This is a genomic window from Roseimarinus sediminis (genome assembly GCF_050433125.1).
GTDB classification, from domain to species: domain Bacteria; phylum Bacteroidota; class Bacteroidia; order Bacteroidales; family Prolixibacteraceae; genus Roseimarinus; species Roseimarinus sediminis.
Genome location: NZ_JBNPXV010000013.1, coordinates 58,236 through 74,294, shown reverse-complemented (window position 1 = coordinate 74,294; position 16,059 = coordinate 58,236). Strand labels below are relative to the sequence as shown.

Below are 16,059 nucleotides of genomic sequence, written 5' to 3'. Positions count from 1 at the left end.
CATGATAACCAACATTTCTGTAGCTTCCATCATCAATGCCACCCTGCTTCAGGCCGGTGAAGAATTTCCGGTCACCTACTTGTCGACCGATTCCCGAACCATTGTTTCAGGACGTGAATCGCTTTTCTTTGCGCTGGTGAGCGATCGCAACGACGGGCACCACTACACGCGCAAAGCTTATGAAAAGGGAGTTCGGAGCTTTGTCATTTCTAATGCACGAAAGAAAATTGATAAATACCCTGATGCGACCTTTCTGTTGGTCGAAGATACGCTGAAAGCGCTACAGCAGTTGGCCCGCTACCGGCGCGATCAGTTCGAGGGAAATGTAATTGGCATTACCGGAAGTAATGGAAAAACCATTGTAAAAGAGTGGCTTAGTGAATTACTGATTGATGATTATCATATTGTGAGAAGTCCCAAAAGTTACAATTCGCAGGTGGGGGTACCGCATTCGGTATGGCTGTTGAACAACGATGCCGACATGGCCTTCTTTGAAGCCGGTATCTCTCAACCGGGTGAGATGGAGCATTTGCAGCCAATCATTCAACCTCGCTATGGAATCATCACCAATATTGGCGAAGCACACCAGTCGAATTTCGAAACGATTCAGCAAAAGGTAGAGGAAAAGTTGAAACTGTTTGCCGAATCGGAAGTTATTATTTATCGAAAAGATTATCCCGAGATCGATGCAGCCGTACAAAAACTGGTAGAAGAAAAGGGAATCTGTCCGGTAAGCTGGTCGATGATGGACGAAACGGCCGACCTTTTCATTTACTTTGTTCAAAAAGTACCCGAAGGATGTGGCATTATTGGTCAGGTAAAAGATAAGCAATATGCCATTTCGATTCCTTTATCGGATGATGCATCGGTCGAAAATGCCATTACCTGTCTGGCTGCACTTATTGCAATCGGGAAGGACCAGGATCAGATTCTGAATCGTTTCAGCACCCTGCAGCCTGTGGCCATGCGCATGGAAATCAAGCAGGGCATTAACCAATGCATCATCATTAACGACTCATACAATTCGGACCTGAATTCACTTTCGATAGCACTCGATACACTCGACCAGCAGGCCAGTGAAGATTTCTTACCCAAAACGCTCATTCTTTCCGATATTTATTACTCGCCCAAAGCCGACGACGATTTGTACACCGAAGTGGCCCAGCTGGTTAAGCTCAGAAGCGTGGAGCGCTTCATCGGGATTGGTCCTGCATTAAAGAAGCATAGCAAGCTGTTTGCCGATAATGCCCTGTTCTTTTCATCAACAGCCGATTTTCTTTCCAAGTTAACCAGTATTGGTTTACAAAATGAAGTGATTCTGCTTAAAGGCGCACGCGATTTTCATTTCGATCAGATTGCCTCCGTATTGCAGGCCAAGGCGCACGAAACGGTGCTCGAAATTGATTTGTCGGCCATGGTGAGCAACCTGAATTATTTTAAGTCGAAACTTAAAAACGGTACTCGCGTAATGGCCATGGTCAAGGCTTTTTCCTACGGCAGTGGTATGGCCGAAGTGGCTCGTCTGCTTGAATTTCATCAGGTCAATTATCTGGCGGTGGCCATTGCCGACGAGGGCGTTGCATTGCGGAAGGCGGGTATTTCGATACCAATTATTGTAATGAACCCCGAAGCGCATAGCTTCGACATGATGTTTGAACACCTGCTTGAACCCAATATTTATTCACAACGCCTGCTTGAGCAATTTCTTACTTCGGCCCAGCGGAATGCCGTGTGCAATTTCCCTGTTCATATAAAGATTGATACAGGAATGAAACGACTGGGGTTTGAATCGGAACAGGAACTGAAAATTGTGATCGAAAAGATTAAACGTGGAAATGTATTGCATATCAGTTCGGTGTTTACTCACCTGGCAGCCAGCGATGATCCCGATGAGGATAATTTTACCCAGTTGCAGTTACATCGTTTCGATAAATTGGCCAAGGTAATACAAGATGCCAGTGAACACCAGGTGATGAAACATGCATTGAACTCGGCTGGCATCGAGCGTTTCCCCAATCATCAATACGACATGGTTCGCCTGGGAATTGGCCTCTATGGAATTAGCACGGTAGCACCCGAGGCGCTTCAAAACGTGAGTACACTGAAAACTACTGTTTCGCAGATCAGAAAAGTATACAAAGGCGATACCATTGGTTATGGTCGTAACGGCGTTGCTAAAAATGACATGTTGATTGCCACGCTGCCCATTGGTTATGCCGATGGCTTTAACCGGCGATTGAGCAACGGCGTAGGCAAGGTTTGGGTGAATGGTCAGCTGGCACCTGTTGTTGGCAAGGTTTGTATGGACATGTGCATGATCGACGTAAGTGGCATCCCGGTGAACGAAGGCGACCGGGTCATTGTATTCGGAAAGGAATATCCGGCAATGGAAATGGCCAGGGCACTCGATACCATTCCCTATGAAGTGTTTACTTCAATCTCACAAAGGGTAAAGCGGGTCTATTTTCAGGAATAGGCTGAGGTTGAGGTTGAGGTTGAGGTTTCCCGGCAAGCCGGGACTGCAATTTTATCGCAGGATGAAAGAAGAAAGTAAATGGTAATTAACAGCAAGTCATTGGAAAGTTGAGTAAAATGATTTTTCCTGGCGCTAAATCAATCGATTCTCTATTGTGACCTTGATGACAACCTTTTACTCAATAAAATAAACAGGAGGGTGCTCAAAAAGCAATTTGTTTTGGTGTTTGAACGGGTTGATAGAAACACCGAAGTTTAAAACTTCATGCTTCATGAACACCCTCATGAAATGTGCATTCCTGCTTTTACAAGGCAAGCAACTAGAAATCGAGCTTGACGGTATAGCTCACCTTAACAGGTTTGTTCCGTTGCTTGCCGGGTTTCCATTCAGGCATGCCGTTTACAATGTCAATGGCTTTTTGACTGAGCACTTTGTTATTTGAGCGGATTACTTTGGTTTCATTTACCTTTCCCTTGGTATCGATAACAAAACTCACATATACCTGGCCATGCTGTACTGAATTGGCTGTTTTTTCAAGAAGGTATTGATTCAGCGCCTCTTCACCACCCGGAAACTGAGGCATGTCTTCAACAATTACAAAAACTTCCTGATCTGGATTATGGGTGCTTTCCGGTTTCTTTTTTATGTAAATTTCAACGACACCATCCCTGGCTTTTTCCCCGTATTTATTTGTTGCACTTACATTTTTTAATACGTTGATTGATTGAATGCTGGAAGGATCGATGGTGTTTAAGTCAATATTGACAATTTCTCCATCTACAACAATCAAGGGCTTTTCCCCATTTTCTCCTATGTTCTTTAAACTCAGTGGTGGAGGTGGCGGCGGCGGTGGTGCAATCGTTTCCTTGCGTATTTCGATCCCGATGACCGACCGCTGCATCGAAAAATTCATTTTTTTCTTGACGCTTTTCGCCTGGGTTTCATACCCGACAAACGAAACCACCAAAATGGCATCAGCATTAACACCCTTAAGGCTGAATGTTCCATCTACGTCGCTCACAGTTCCATAAGTTGAATTGGCAATCACTATGCTGGCTCCAGGAAGCGGTGCTCCGTTTTCATCAAGTACTTTGCCTTCAATGTCGATGCCTTTTTCCTGCTGCAGCGTGTTTTCTGCTTCGTTGTACACATAGGCAGGTTTTGAGAAAGCGGTAAGGATAAGCGCTACCAATGGCAATACCAGGAGCAGCTTCAATCGTTTTATTGGATTTGATTTATTTCTTTTCATCATAAAAATTCGTTGAGTAGTGTTTAAAATGGTAAAGCTGTTTGCAAAACTGACCACCTCTAATCCAAGCATCTGGTTGGCAAGCACAGCACGGTAAGTGCGGGCACTTACGCCCTGGTTAAGTGTGCCCGAATCGGCAAGGTATTCGTGGTTTTGCATCATGGCTTTGCGGTAAAAAACAAGCAAGGGATTGAACCATTGCAATGTACGGACCATTTCCAGCAAAAGCAGGTCGGCCCAGTGGCGTTCATCAATGTGGACTTTTTCGTGTGCAATCACCGTATCAACGGCTACAGGGTTGTTGATTGCTGAACTGATATAAACCTGGTTAATAAACGAAAAAGGTGCAGTGTCCTGATTGACATAGTAGACTTTTATTGAACCAATAATGGAACTACTGCTGTTTTTTCGCAAACGGTACAAACGGTAATGTTGTAAAATTTGCCTTAAAATGAAAAAGAAAACGCCTGATAGATAAATGGTAAGGTACCAGTTAAAATTTCCGGTGTTGCTGCTGCTTTCGGCATACCCGCTTAGATTGCCCCTAATCAGTACTGTTTCGATGTCGGTATAAACCTTGTATCGTACCGGAAAGAGTGGCAATACAAGTGCTACTGCAAGTCCGGCATTGAGAAACCAGCGATTAAGTGAAAAAAAGGTTTCTTTCCGGAGCGCTGCTATGTATACCAGCCAAAATGCGGCCAGCCAGCAACTCATCTGTAAAAGGTATTGGAAAACTGCTTGCATCGCTATTCCTTATCAGGATGTTGTAATTCTTCTTTGGCTTCATTTAAAAGTTCTTCCAGTTCGTCAACCGAAAGGGCCTTTTCCTTGGCAAAGAAAGTGGCCATCTGTGGAAACGAATTGTCGAAATAGTCGCGCATCAAACTGAATAATTGTTTCTTCGAATATTCGTGCTTCGATAACAGGGGATAGTAAACATGTGCATTCCCTTCTTCGCGGTAAGCTACAATTCCCTTGCTTTCGAGTACTCTGATAATCGTCGAAACCGTATTACGGGCAGGCTTGGGGTCGTTGAACTGTTCCCTGATGTCACGAACACGTCCTTCGCCCAGCTCCCATAACAACTGCATTATCTGTTCTTCTGCTTTCGTTAGTTTCATTTTAATTGTTTGTTTATGCATCAATTTACGAGCCAAAAAACAACTGGCAGGATTGAATGCATTGGTAAAATCAGTTCAATAAAAAGTCCGCTACAAACTTATGACTAAAAAATTAGTCAAACAAAAAAAACGACTATAAAATTAGTCGAAATATTATTTTGTTTTGAAATAGAAGCACTTGCTATTTAAATGGTGATTTCGTAATTTTACGACACGTAATTTTACGACACGTAATATTGCGACATGTAAAACTACAAAAGTAACCTGGTTTAAATCAGAGAGCATATGAAGAAAAAAGAGTCGAATCCTTTTAAATTTGGAAAAGTAGTAGCAGATGTTTCATTCTGTAACAGAAATGAAGAAAGGGCAAGATTAAAAACCTATATAAACGACAGTACTTCGGTATGGCTATATTCACCCCGCAGATATGGAAAAACCTCGCTTGTAAAAACAGTATTCAACGAGTTGAAGGGGATTCGCTATATCTATTTCGATTTGTATAATGTAACCACTTTGAATGATTTTTGTAAGAAATATGCCAAAGTACTGGCCCATGAGTTGTTCGACTGGCACGAAAACATGAAGTTGCTATCGGAGCAGGTAGCTGCTTCGTTTAAGGGTTTGAAACCTTCGCTTACTTTTGATGAAACTGGAGCACCTTCTTTTTCTCTACAAGCAGAACGGATAGAAAAACAAAGTGATGTGGAATCCATTCTGAATCTTCCAGATGAAATCAGCCGCCGAAGCGGACGGAAAATTTGTATCGCTTTTGATGAATTTCAGGAGGTGACGCGGATTGATCCCTTTCTGACGCATTGGATGCGTTCGGCTTTTCAGCATCATAAGGATGTTTCCTATCTGTTTCTGGGAAGTAAGCAGTCGTTGATGGAAACACTTTTTTCTTCGTACAATTCACCTTTTTATGAATTTGGTGTAAAAGTGGAAATCAACCCGATCAAAAAGGGCGAGTTGTTCAATTTTATTACCAGTCGTTTTGCCAGTCGTGATATTCTGGTCGATGCTAAAATTGTCAATGACCTGTTGGTCCTTTCGGAATGTCATCCGCATTTTTCCCAATATTTTGCTTCCGAAGTTTTTTATCTGATCAAATCTGGAGTAAGTCAGGAGGAGGAAGGTTTTACACAACTGTGGCTAAGTAAGGTAATCGAAAGCCAGTCGCACATATTTCAGAACATGTACGATCAGTTGTCGAACATTCAGCGCCGTGTGTTGATGGCACTAATACAAAAGCAACCCGACGATGGCTTGTTCTCAACTGAATATCGCGACAGGCATGACCTGCCGGTTAGTTCAACCCTGAATACAACCCTCCAGAGTCTGATTAAGAAAGACCTGATCCACCATGAGGGAAGCGATTACAATGTAATTAACCCTGTTTTTAAGCAGTGGTTGCTGACCCTACTTGACGAAAGCTAACAAAGCCCACTAATTTTTATCATTTTCATCGACGTCAGGAAAGCTTAAATTTATAGGTTTTAAAAAAAGAAAAATGGTAAAAGCTCAGTTCAACTACGGCGAAGCCATGCTAACCGTAGGACTTGCACTCGATATTGCCCGGGGAAAAATTAAAGGCATTTTAAGCGACGAGGTTCGGGAAAAGGTAAAGCAAAACCGAAAGGTGGTAATGAAAATTGCGAAGGGAGAAAATGAAGTTTATGGTGTAAACACCGGCTTTGGCCCGCTTTGCACCACCCGTATTGGTGAAGCCGATACCCGCAAATTACAGTACAACCTGCTCATCAGTCATAGCGTTGGTACAGGAGAAGCCATTTCTGATGAATTGGCTAAACTGATGATGATCTTCAAGGTGCATTCGTTGGCGAAAGGCTTTTCGGGCATCGCACTTGAAACACTCAGGCGCATTATCTGGCACATCGATCACGATGTGATTCCGGTAGTTCCCTCACAGGGCTCGGTAGGTGCTTCGGGCGATCTGGCACCGTTGGCTCATCTTTTTCTGCCACTGATTGGTTTGGGAAAGGTAAGGATAGAAGGCAGGGAACTTAGTGCGGAGAGAATGTTGGCAAAGTACCGGCTCAAACCCATTGTGCTGGGACCCAAAGAGGGACTGGCACTGATAAATGGTACACAGTTTATGCTTGCTCACGGGGTGAAAATTGTTGAACGACTTCAGCGTTGCCTCGATCATGCCGATATTACCGCTGCCTTGAATCTCGAAGCCATGATGGGTTCGTTTAAAAGTTTTGACGAAGAATTACATTTGCTGCGCCCCTATGCAGGAAATCAATATGTGGCTGCGCGTATCAGAACTTTACTGAAGAATTCAGAAATTGAAAAGTCACATGAAAACTGCCACCGCGTGCAGGATCCCTATTCCCTGCGTTGTGTGCCACAGGTGCACGGTGCTTCGCGCAATGCATGGCTGCATCTGAAAGAAACGGTACTCACCGAAATGAATTCGGTAACCGACAATCCCATTATTTTCAGTGAGAAGAAAACCATTACAGGAGGGCATTTCCACGGACAGCCCATTGCTCTGCCCATGGATTATGCAGGGCTGGCAGCGGCTGAGATCGGAAACATTGCCGACCGACGCATTTACTTATCGATGATCGAAAGTGTACCCGGTTTGCCCAAACTGTTGATGAAACACACCGGACTGAATTCGGGTTTTATGATTCTGCAATATACTACTGCTGCACTGGTGAGTGAGAACAAAAGTCTTTGTTTCCCGGCAAGTGCCGACAGTATTCCGACTTCGCTGGGGCAGGAAGATCACGTGAGCATGGGCTCAATCAGCGGACGAAAAACACTAAAAATTGTCGAGAATCTGGAGCAAATTCTGGGTATCGAATTGCTCACTGCGGCTCAGGGCTTCGAGTTCAGGCGACCCATGAAGTCGGGATTGCTGATGGACCGGATTTATGAGCACGTTCGCACTAAAATTGAATTTGCAGAAAACGATCGCTTGTTCTCCCCCGATATTGAAAAAGCCATTGAAATCATCCGTTCGGGTGAATTGCTAAGCCTGACCGATGAACTGGCCGACCGTAACAACATTGAATTTAAAAATGAGAGACATGAACTATTCGGAATTTATTAAGAAATATGCTTCAAACGGGCATTACAAAGCTCCTGTAGGAGCAGAACTCAATGCATTGTCGTGGCAAACCGAAGCACCGCTCAGAATGCTTTTGAATAATCTCGATGACGAAGTGGCCGAAGATCCGGCACAGCTCATAGTTTATGGAGGTACAGGCCAGGCTGCACGAAACGAAACAGCGCTCAAAAAAATCATCGAATTGCTACTGAAACTCGACGAAGAACACAGTTTGTTGATTCAGTCGGGCAAGCCGGTAGGACTGGTGCGCAGTCACCCGCAGGCGCCCCGGGTATTAATTGCCAACAGTAACCTGGTGCCGGCCTGGGCCAATTGGGAACATTTTGAAGAGCTCAAAGCACGCGGACTAATGATGTATGGACAAATGACAGCCGGGAGCTGGATCTATATCGGGTCTCAGGGAATTTTGCAGGGAACCTACGAAACCTTTGTCGAGTGTGGAAAGAAGTATTTCGGTGGCGACCTGCGTCATAAGCTAATTGTGTCGGGTGGTTTAGGCGGAATGGGTGGAGCTCAGCCGCTTGCGGCCACCATGGCCGGAGCCACATTTCTGGGAGTCGATGTTGATCCCACGCGCATTGAAAAGCGAATTCACACAGGCTACCTCGATCGCCTTACAGCCGATTATGAAGAAGCCAAACAGTGGGTGCTCGATGCCCGTGAAAAAGGGGAAGCACTTTCGGTTGGACTGGTGGCCGATGTGGGTGACGTACTGGAAAAATTGCTGGACGATGAGCTGGTGCCCGATATACTTACCGATCAAACTTCGGCTCACGATCCGCTCTTTGGCTATGTGCCCAACGGCTTTACCCTCGACGAGGCACTGAAACTAAGGGAAGATGATCCCGAAAATTACAAGCAGCTTTCAATCAAAAGCATGGCCCGGCATGTGGGCTTCATGCTTGAAATGAAAAAGCGCGGAAGTGTTGTTTTTGACTATGGAAATAACCTGCGCGAAATGGCCCGTCAGGGAGGCGAAACCAATGCTTTCGATTACCAGGGTTTTGTTCCCGAGTTCATACGTCCCTTGTTCTGCGACGGAAAAGGACCTTTTCGCTGGGTGGCTTTAAGCGGCGATCCCGAAGATATTTACACCACAGACAAGGCCCTGATGGAAGCTTTTCCTGAGAATGAAAACCTGATTCGCTGGCTGAAAGCGGCACGTGAAAAAGTTTCGTTTCAGGGCCTCCCAAGCCGGATTTGCTGGCTGGGCTTTGGCGAGCGGGAAAAAGCAGGTTTACTCTTTAACGAACTGGTACGGACCGGAAAGGTAAAAGCGCCCATCGTGATTGGTCGTGATCATCTCGATTGTGGCTCTGTGGCATCGCCCAACCGCGAAACCGAAGGCATGCTCGACGGCAGTGATGCCGTGTCGGACTGGCCGCTGCTCAACCTTATGTCGAATACGGCCGGCGGGGCTACCTGGGTTTCGTTTCACCATGGCGGCGGAGTGGGAATGGGTTTCTCCCAGCATGCCGGAATGGTGATGGTAGCCGATGGAAGTGAGCGTGCAGCCGAAAATATTTCAAGGGTCTTGTACAACGATCCGGCAATGGGGATATTTCGCCATGCCGATGCCGGATACGATATCGCCTTGAACAATGCCACGAAGTTTGGACTTAAGTTATAAAATGCTCATTCAGTGCTAATACATTCCAAGCGCATCCAGCGATCAACTGTTGATTTCTTTGGACTTTGCGTTTCATCTGTGTATTTTGCCCGAAAAGACAGTAAAGAATGAAACTTATAGGCCCGTTTACTCAATTGCTTACCATGGATCACCTTCCGGCAAAAGGTGTGATTGCCGATGATCAGCTCGAGATCATTAATGATGCCGGTGTAGTGGTGAACGATGAAGGAATACTTACCGAAGTAGGAACCTACGCTTCGCTAAAGGAGAAAGCAATTCAAAATAAGTATGAATTAGAGCACCTCAACGCCGGATTGGTTGCCCTGCCGGGTTTTATCGACAGCCATACCCATCTTTGCTGGGCAGGCTCGAGGGCGGCCGATTATGCCGGAAGACTGGCTGGAAAATCCTATCTCGAAATTGCACACGAGGGCGGAGGAATCTGGAGTACGGTGAAGCAGGTCCGCAATGCCACGCTCGATGAACTAAAAACAATTACAGCACAACATGCCGGGCAAATGCTCGCCGACGGAGTGACCACCATTGAAGTGAAAAGTGGTTACGGGCTCACCGTGGAGGATGAACTGAAAATGCTGGAAGCAATCAGGCAGGCAGCATGCAAAGCCGATCTGGTATCAACCTGTCTGGCAGCGCATATTGTCCCCCGCGATTTCGAAGCAGGAAATCGTGCTTATCTCGAGTTAATGGCCACCGAACTCTTGCCCGAAGTCAAACGTCGCCAGCTTTCATACCGGGTCGATGCTTTTATCGAAGATTCAGCATTCAGTGTTGCCGAAGCCCGCGATTACCTTACCAAAGCCAAAGTACTCGATTTCGATCTGGTAATTCATGGTGATCAGTTTTCGGTGGGTGGCAGCCAGCTGGCCATCGAGATGGGCGCAGTGAGTGTCGATCATCTCGAAGCAACCGACGACATTGCCATTAAGGCATTGCAACGGGGCAAAGTAATTGTATGTGTTTTGCCTGGTGCTTCACTCGGACTGGGCATTCCCTTTGCTCCGGGCCGAAAACTGCTCGACGCCGGACTTTCGCTGGTCATTGCTTCCGACTGGAATCCAGGATCGGCGCCCATGGGTGATTTGTTAATGCAGGCAGCCATTTTTGGTATTTACGAAAAACTAACCATGGCCGAAACGCTTGCCGCAATTACTGTGAGAGCCGCCAGTGCACTGAACATGAACGATCGTGGTGTATTGAAGGAGGGAAATATTGCCGATTTGGCTGCTTTCTCTGTCTCCGACTATCGCGAGATTATTTATCGCCAGGGAAAACTGAAACCACATACAGTATGGAAAAAAGGAACCAGTCATTGGTCAGTGAGTCATTAGTAATGAAGAGATAAGCACAAGGAACTATTTCTAAGCATTCTATTTTTTTCTTAATGACGAATGACTTTTTTCTTAATGACTTTTATCTATTGACTAAACCATCTAAAGAATGAATCAAATAATTGAATGCGTTCCCAATTTTAGTGAAGGGAACAACATGCAGATCATCAGACAAATCACCGACGAGATTGAAGCCCTTGAGGGCGTTCGTCTGATTGATGTTGATCCGGGAAAAGCAACCAACCGCACCGTGGTTACCTTTGTTGGAACTCCCGACGAAGTTTGTGAAGCAGCTTTCAGAGCCGTGAAAAAGGCAGCTCAGCTCATCGACATGAGCAAACACAAGGGCGAACACCCGCGTTTTGGGGCATGCGATGTTTGCCCGCTGGTGCCGGTGTCGGGAATCTCGATGGAAGAAACGGTGGAATACGCCCGCCGGCTTGCTCAGCGCATTGGGGAAGAATTGAACATCCCGGTTTATTGTTATGAATTTGCTGCACTCGAAGAGAAACGTCGCAATTTGGCCAGCTGTCGTTCGGGCGAGTACGAAGGTCTTCCAAAGAAATTAAGTAATCCTGAATGGAAGCCCGATTTTGGACCGGCATCCTTTACCACACAAGTAGCCCGTAGTGGTGCCACCGCTGTGAGTGCGCGTAATTTTCTGGTTGCCTACAACGTGAATTTGAACACTACTTCAACCCGCCGGGCCAATGCCATTGCTTTCGATATCAGGGAGAAGGGCAGGGTGAAGCGCGAAGGTGGAAGCCTTAGCGGAAAAATCATTTGCGATGAAAAGGGAAATCCTGTATTCGAACCGGGACTGCTCAAGAAGGTGAAGGGCATTGGCTGGTACATCGAAGAATTTGGCATTGCCCAGCTTTCATTTAACCTGACCGACATTAGCGTTACTTCGGTACACGAAGTATTCGAAGCGGCCTGTAAACAGGCCGAAGCGCGAGGATTGCGTGTGACCGGATCGGAATTGGTGGGGGTGATTCCACTCAGTGCCATGCTCGATGCGGGCAAATACTTCCTTCGCAAGCAGCAGCGCTCGACCGGTGTTTCCGATGAAGAAATAATTAAAATTGCGGTGAAGTCGCTGGGCCTCGATGAACTGAAACCTTTCGATCCCAAAAAGAAGATCATCGAATACCTGCTTGAAGAAAAAAGCGGGCGCCTGGTGGATAGGACGCTTAAGGCGTTTTGTGATGAAACAGCTTCTGAATCGCCTGCTCCGGGTGGCGGTTCCATTTCGGCCTGCATGGCGGCAATGGGGGCAACCCTTGGAACCATGGTGGCCAACCTCTCGTCGCATAAACGTGGCTGGGACCATCGTTGGAAGGAGTTTTCGGACTGGGCTGACAAGGGCAAGTACTATCACAGCGAATTGTTGAAACTGGTTGACGAGGATACCCGCTCTTTCAACGCCATTATGGATGCTTTCTCGATGCCTAAAACGACCGACGACGATAAGCAGATGCGCACAAAGGCCATTGCAGAAGCAACAAAATATGCCATCGAAGTACCACTAAAAGTAATGCATCTTGCATACCAATCGATGGAGGTGATGAAGGCCATGGCCGAATTGGGAAATCCGAACAGCGTAACCGATGCCGGTGTTGGAGCCATCGCAGCCCGCGCCGGAGTGCAGGGGGCTTTTCTGAATGTTCGGATCAATGCCAAAGACTACAGCGACAAAAGCTTCGTTGAAAAAATATTGAAAGAGGGTGCCGAAATTGAAGAGGCAGCACGATTGGCCGAGGAGGAAATCATGACACTGGTGAATCAAAAACTATAAAAACAAAAGACTTCTATCTAAATCAGAAAGAGGATGTTCCATTATTTGCTTTGTTGCAAATGATTGGTACACCCTCTTTTCTATTTCAATCTCAGCAGGAACCAGCTTGTTTTACAGCATTTTTTTACGATTTCATTCTTCTTCGTTGTACCAGTTTATTTTTTGTGATGCTTTCATAATCAGGGCAAGAATCACAAACAATCCGATGCTGCCCATCAGCAAGGCGTATTGCTGTAGTTGTAAAATGGTAAAAAGGAAAAGATAGAGACCTGCTTGCAGGGCGCTGATCCACAATGCCTTTTTCATACTGCCCAAAATATGGAAGGCATACCACGAAACAAGCGAAATAATGGCGATGGCCGAAATGACGAATGAGCTGTTAAAGCCAACATGTTCGCTGAGCGCAGTGAGCAAGGTGTAGAACAGTAACAATGCAAAGGCAACCAGTGCATATTGTACCGGATGTATTCTTTTTCTGTTTCTGATTTCAATAAACAGAAATACGATGAAGTTGAGCGCAATGAAGAGAATCGCATATTTTACCGAACGCATGGCTTTTTGATAGTGATCGACTGGTAAAACAAGGGATACTCCCAAACTGGAATCGCTGGTGTTGTATTTCTTGCCAATCCATTGCTGTGGAAAATTTCGGTTGAGATGGGTAACCACCCAGCTGGCAGTAAAGCCATCACTGTTGATTTCTCTTTTTTCGGGAAGAAAAGCACCATAGAAACCCGGATCGGCCCAGGTCGAATTCATCGAAACCTTGGTTGTCTTTCCCAAGGCTTCAACGGCAAAACACGATGAACCCTTCAGGTTAAATTTAATCTCAAAATCAATATCCTGGCTCAGATCAATCGCATCCGAACGAAAAGTAATCCCCGATTTGAACAGGTCGTTGTCAGGAATCCCGGGTTCAATATTGCTTTCCAACTGGTTCACCTTGAGCCTGACCGAATCTTTGATGCCCCGCAAATCACTGATGCCTAATGAAAAGTAAGCTTCATCGGGCCTGGTCGAATGCGTTTCACTTTCAAGCTTTGCCAAATCGATGGCCTTGAATGAGCCTGTGATTCTTACCTGACTTTCATAAACCGGAATTTTGTAAATCCCGCGATATCGGATGTCGGGAATGATTTCAACATCCATTTGCACCAGTTCAGGCAGAAAGTGTGCAACAGCTGCAGTAAGTTTTTCGTTTTCATTCGATCCTTTCAGTGTGCTGACAGGAATATTCAAAACGGGTCCCGAAACCTGTTGCATATCACTCCATTGTTGCTTCAACTCATTTTCAACCTGCTGTTTCAGGCTGATTCGTTCATCGATAATTTCCTGAATCCAGAAGGTTGGAATAAGTAAAACCAAAGCCATTACTGCAACTACAATCATTTTTGCGCTGTAGCTTGTCAGCCATTTTTGAAAAAAGTGTGTTTCCATATTTTTTGAATTAAAAGAACTTTGAAATACAAAGTAAATGAATAAAAAAAATCTATTTATTGATAAGTTGTTCTAAAGCTGTAAGATGTTTCTGAAAGGCAGCTCTTCCTTTTTCGCTTACCGAGTAGGTCGTATTGGGTTTACGATCGATGAATTGTTTCGCTACTTCGATCATTTCATTTTTTTCGAGTGCTTTCAGATGACTGGCCAGGTTTCCGTCGGTAAGCTCAAGCAAAGTTTTCAGGCTGTTGAAGTCAACCTCATCATTGACCAGTAATACCGACATGATGCCCAGCCGGACCCTGCTTTCAAAAACCTTGTTGATATTTTCGATCGGATTTTGCATGAAATTGCCTGATGTGTAATTGGTTAAACTTTTGTATTAACGGTCGTACTTAAAATACATGATCATGCCGTACACAATGTGTAATACCCCAAATCCCAGGATCCATAAAAGCAGTGCCTGATGAATCAGCAGTCCTGCCGCTAAACCCAGTATGATTTGGCTGATACCCAGATAATGAATTTCTCCAAAGGTGAATTTTCCTGCATTTACCAGCGCCAATCCATAAAAGAGAAGGCTTGCCGGTGCAAGCAGCTGTGCGTTGTTGTGCCATAAAAGCAACAAACAAAATATACCACCCGAAATCAAGGAAATGAGTAAATGAATTAATAATTGCCGGGTTGACTTACTGCTGTATTTGACATTGTTTTTTCTTGCTTTGCGCAAGGAGAAAAGAAAAGCACCTGCGAGTGCTAACATCAGGGTGATAAAAGCAACAGCAATGAGCTGTAATTTACTTTGGCCCGCATCGGACTGATTTAAACTGTAAATGTACTCACTGTAACTTAAGCCGGTATTCTGCAACAGAACAAAGTAAACATAAGCTGCACCCACCAGGGCGCTTATGCCTGCAAAAATACCCGATAGCCCGCTAAGCGAAAGAAATTTAGATGACCGTTCCATCATCTGCCTGATGGCATTTAAGTCATCGTATGCCTGTGAATTGCTTTTCATAGTTATTCAATAAAGTACTTTGAAATGCAAAGTTGATACAAATTATTGAAAGTAGCAATAGCAAATGAAAAAGAATCAGGTTTTTTCTTATCCCAGACGGCTTATTTTCTCGAGTTTATGGTGGTCGAGGATCTTTAGTTTACGTCCGTCGATGGCAATTACTTTTTCGTTGACAAAACTCGAAAGGGTACGAATGGCATTCGAGGTGGTCATGTTCGATAGGTTGGCCAGGTCTTCGCGCGACAGGTAGGCATTGATGGTACTACCGTCGGGTTCGATGCCGTATTTGTATTTCAGCAGAATGATTGATTCAGCCAGGCGTCCGCGAATATGCTTCTGCGTGAGCGTTACAGTGCGTGAGTTTGAAAAGCCCAGTTCTTTGGCCAGCTTGGTCATGAGTCGGATGGTAAGTGCATTGTTTCGGAGCAGCTTATTGAAAAAGTGTTCTGAATTGATGACACAAATCACTGAATCTTCAATAGCCATTGCCGACGAGATGTGTCTTTCGCCAGCAATTAGTGCCCGATAACTAACAAAGCCACCAGGCTTTACCATACGAAGAATTTGTTCTCTACCCCCAACGCCTTCTTTGAATATTTTTACTTTACCTTCTTCCAGTGTAATAAATCCCTGTGGTTTATCCCCTTCTTTAAAAATGAAATCATTCCGATGAACAACGATCCTTTTCAAATGATCATCGAGTTCTTCCTTTTCTTCTGGTGTAAGGTATTTAAAGATTGACTTTTTGGGTTCCTGAGGCGAGTTTATGCTCGAGTCAGTATTAAACATAAGTCTATTCTTTCAATTTATGTTGTGCAGCATCAAAGTTAACTTTTTATTTCAATTTTGGTCTTGACCTTACTTTTTTTGTGTCT

The 16,059-nt window shown here is 45.1% G+C and carries 12 protein-coding genes; 6 read left to right on the top strand and 6 right to left on the bottom strand.

Annotated features, from left to right (window positions below; all coding sequences use genetic code 11):
• The first annotated feature begins 1 nt into the window (after position 1).
• Complete coding sequence (locus FHS86_RS15400; protein ID WP_429415644.1) at positions 2 to 2,476, top strand: bifunctional UDP-N-acetylmuramoyl-tripeptide:D-alanyl-D-alanine ligase/alanine racemase; 2,475 nt, start codon at positions 2 to 4, stop codon at positions 2,474 to 2,476.
• A 319-nt stretch (positions 2,477 to 2,795) separates the two neighbouring features.
• On the opposite strand, the gene FHS86_RS15395 is transcribed toward FHS86_RS15400, so the two are convergent.
• Positions 2,796 to 4,472: a carboxypeptidase-like regulatory domain-containing protein gene (locus tag FHS86_RS15395; RefSeq protein ID WP_429415641.1), complete on the bottom strand. Its 1,677-nt coding sequence runs from the start codon at positions 4,470 to 4,472 to the stop codon at positions 2,796 to 2,798.
• Between the two features lie 2 nt (positions 4,473 to 4,474).
• On the bottom strand, positions 4,475 to 4,849 hold the full coding sequence (locus FHS86_RS15390) for a BlaI/MecI/CopY family transcriptional regulator (RefSeq protein ID WP_429415638.1): 375 nt from the start codon (positions 4,847 to 4,849) through the stop codon (positions 4,475 to 4,477).
• Between the two features lie 285 nt (positions 4,850 to 5,134).
• Here FHS86_RS15390 and FHS86_RS15385 point away from each other — a divergent pair, with 285 nt between their 5' ends.
• The 5 genes from FHS86_RS15385 to ftcD all read left to right on the top strand — a co-directional run bounded on the left by FHS86_RS15385 (position 5,135) and on the right by ftcD (position 12,729).
• Positions 5,135 to 6,286 carry an AAA family ATPase gene (locus FHS86_RS15385; RefSeq protein WP_429415635.1) on the top strand — a complete coding sequence of 384 codons (1,152 nt, stop codon included), beginning with the start codon at positions 5,135 to 5,137 and terminating at the stop codon, positions 6,284 to 6,286.
• A gap of 73 nt (positions 6,287 to 6,359) precedes the next feature.
• The gene (gene hutH, locus FHS86_RS15380; protein ID WP_429415632.1) at positions 6,360 to 7,934 is read left to right on the top strand and encodes a histidine ammonia-lyase; all 1,575 of its coding nucleotides are present in this window, start codon (positions 6,360 to 6,362) and stop codon (positions 7,932 to 7,934) included.
• On the top strand, positions 7,912 to 9,582 hold the full coding sequence (hutU, locus tag FHS86_RS15375) for a urocanate hydratase (RefSeq protein WP_429415629.1): 1,671 nt from the start codon (positions 7,912 to 7,914) through the stop codon (positions 9,580 to 9,582). Before hutH ends, hutU begins: the two co-directional genes overlap by 23 nt.
• 107 nt (positions 9,583 to 9,689) lie before the next feature.
• Positions 9,690 to 10,931 carry an imidazolonepropionase gene (gene hutI / locus FHS86_RS15370; RefSeq protein ID WP_429415626.1) on the top strand — a complete coding sequence of 414 codons (1,242 nt, stop codon included), beginning with the start codon at positions 9,690 to 9,692 and terminating at the stop codon, positions 10,929 to 10,931.
• 109 nt (positions 10,932 to 11,040) lie between these two features.
• A complete protein-coding gene (ftcD, locus tag FHS86_RS15365; RefSeq protein WP_429415623.1) occupies positions 11,041 to 12,729 on the top strand; it encodes a glutamate formimidoyltransferase in 1,689 nt (562 codons plus the stop codon).
• Positions 12,730 to 12,861: 132 nt separating this feature from the next.
• On the opposite strand, the gene creD is transcribed toward ftcD, so the two are convergent.
• The 4 genes from creD to FHS86_RS15345 all read right to left on the bottom strand — a co-directional run bounded on the left by creD (position 12,862) and on the right by FHS86_RS15345 (position 15,973).
• Positions 12,862 to 14,166, bottom strand: a complete 1,305-nt coding sequence (gene creD, locus FHS86_RS15360; protein WP_429415621.1) for a cell envelope integrity protein CreD — start codon at positions 14,164 to 14,166, stop codon at positions 12,862 to 12,864.
• Between the two features lie 52 nt (positions 14,167 to 14,218).
• On the bottom strand, positions 14,219 to 14,512 hold the full coding sequence (locus tag FHS86_RS15355; protein WP_429415618.1) for a winged helix-turn-helix domain-containing protein: 294 nt from the start codon (positions 14,510 to 14,512) through the stop codon (positions 14,219 to 14,221).
• Between the two features lie 36 nt (positions 14,513 to 14,548).
• Entirely contained in the window at positions 14,549 to 15,184 is a 636-nt protein-coding gene (locus tag FHS86_RS15350; RefSeq protein WP_429415615.1) for a hypothetical protein, read from the bottom strand.
• An 87-nt stretch (positions 15,185 to 15,271) separates the two neighbouring features.
• Positions 15,272 to 15,973, bottom strand: coding sequence for a Crp/Fnr family transcriptional regulator (locus FHS86_RS15345; RefSeq protein WP_429415612.1), 702 nt, complete (start codon positions 15,971 to 15,973; stop codon positions 15,272 to 15,274).
• Positions 15,974 to 16,059 lie beyond the last annotated feature (86 nt).

What these genes read in the sequence shown, in the direction of transcription:
- FHS86_RS15400 (WP_429415644.1), top strand. Translation starts at nt 2, where the DNA reads ATGATAACCAACATTTCTGTAGCTTCCATCATCAATGCCACCCTGCTT.
- FHS86_RS15395 (WP_429415641.1), bottom strand. Translation starts at nt 4,472, where the DNA reads ATGCAAGCAGTTTTCCAATACCTTTTACAGATGAGTTGCTGGCTGGCC.
- FHS86_RS15390 (WP_429415638.1), bottom strand. Translation starts at nt 4,849, where the DNA reads ATGAAACTAACGAAAGCAGAAGAACAGATAATGCAGTTGTTATGGGAG.
- FHS86_RS15385 (WP_429415635.1), top strand. Translation starts at nt 5,135, where the DNA reads ATGAAGAAAAAAGAGTCGAATCCTTTTAAATTTGGAAAAGTAGTAGCA.
- hutH (WP_429415632.1), top strand. Translation starts at nt 6,360, where the DNA reads ATGGTAAAAGCTCAGTTCAACTACGGCGAAGCCATGCTAACCGTAGGA.
- hutU (WP_429415629.1), top strand. Translation starts at nt 7,912, where the DNA reads ATGAACTATTCGGAATTTATTAAGAAATATGCTTCAAACGGGCATTAC.
- hutI (WP_429415626.1), top strand. Translation starts at nt 9,690, where the DNA reads ATGAAACTTATAGGCCCGTTTACTCAATTGCTTACCATGGATCACCTT.
- ftcD (WP_429415623.1), top strand. Translation starts at nt 11,041, where the DNA reads ATGAATCAAATAATTGAATGCGTTCCCAATTTTAGTGAAGGGAACAAC.
- creD (WP_429415621.1), bottom strand. Translation starts at nt 14,166, where the DNA reads ATGGAAACACACTTTTTTCAAAAATGGCTGACAAGCTACAGCGCAAAA.
- FHS86_RS15355 (WP_429415618.1), bottom strand. Translation starts at nt 14,512, where the DNA reads ATGCAAAATCCGATCGAAAATATCAACAAGGTTTTTGAAAGCAGGGTC.
- FHS86_RS15350 (WP_429415615.1), bottom strand. Translation starts at nt 15,184, where the DNA reads ATGAAAAGCAATTCACAGGCATACGATGACTTAAATGCCATCAGGCAG.
- FHS86_RS15345 (WP_429415612.1), bottom strand. Translation starts at nt 15,973, where the DNA reads ATGTTTAATACTGACTCGAGCATAAACTCGCCTCAGGAACCCAAAAAG.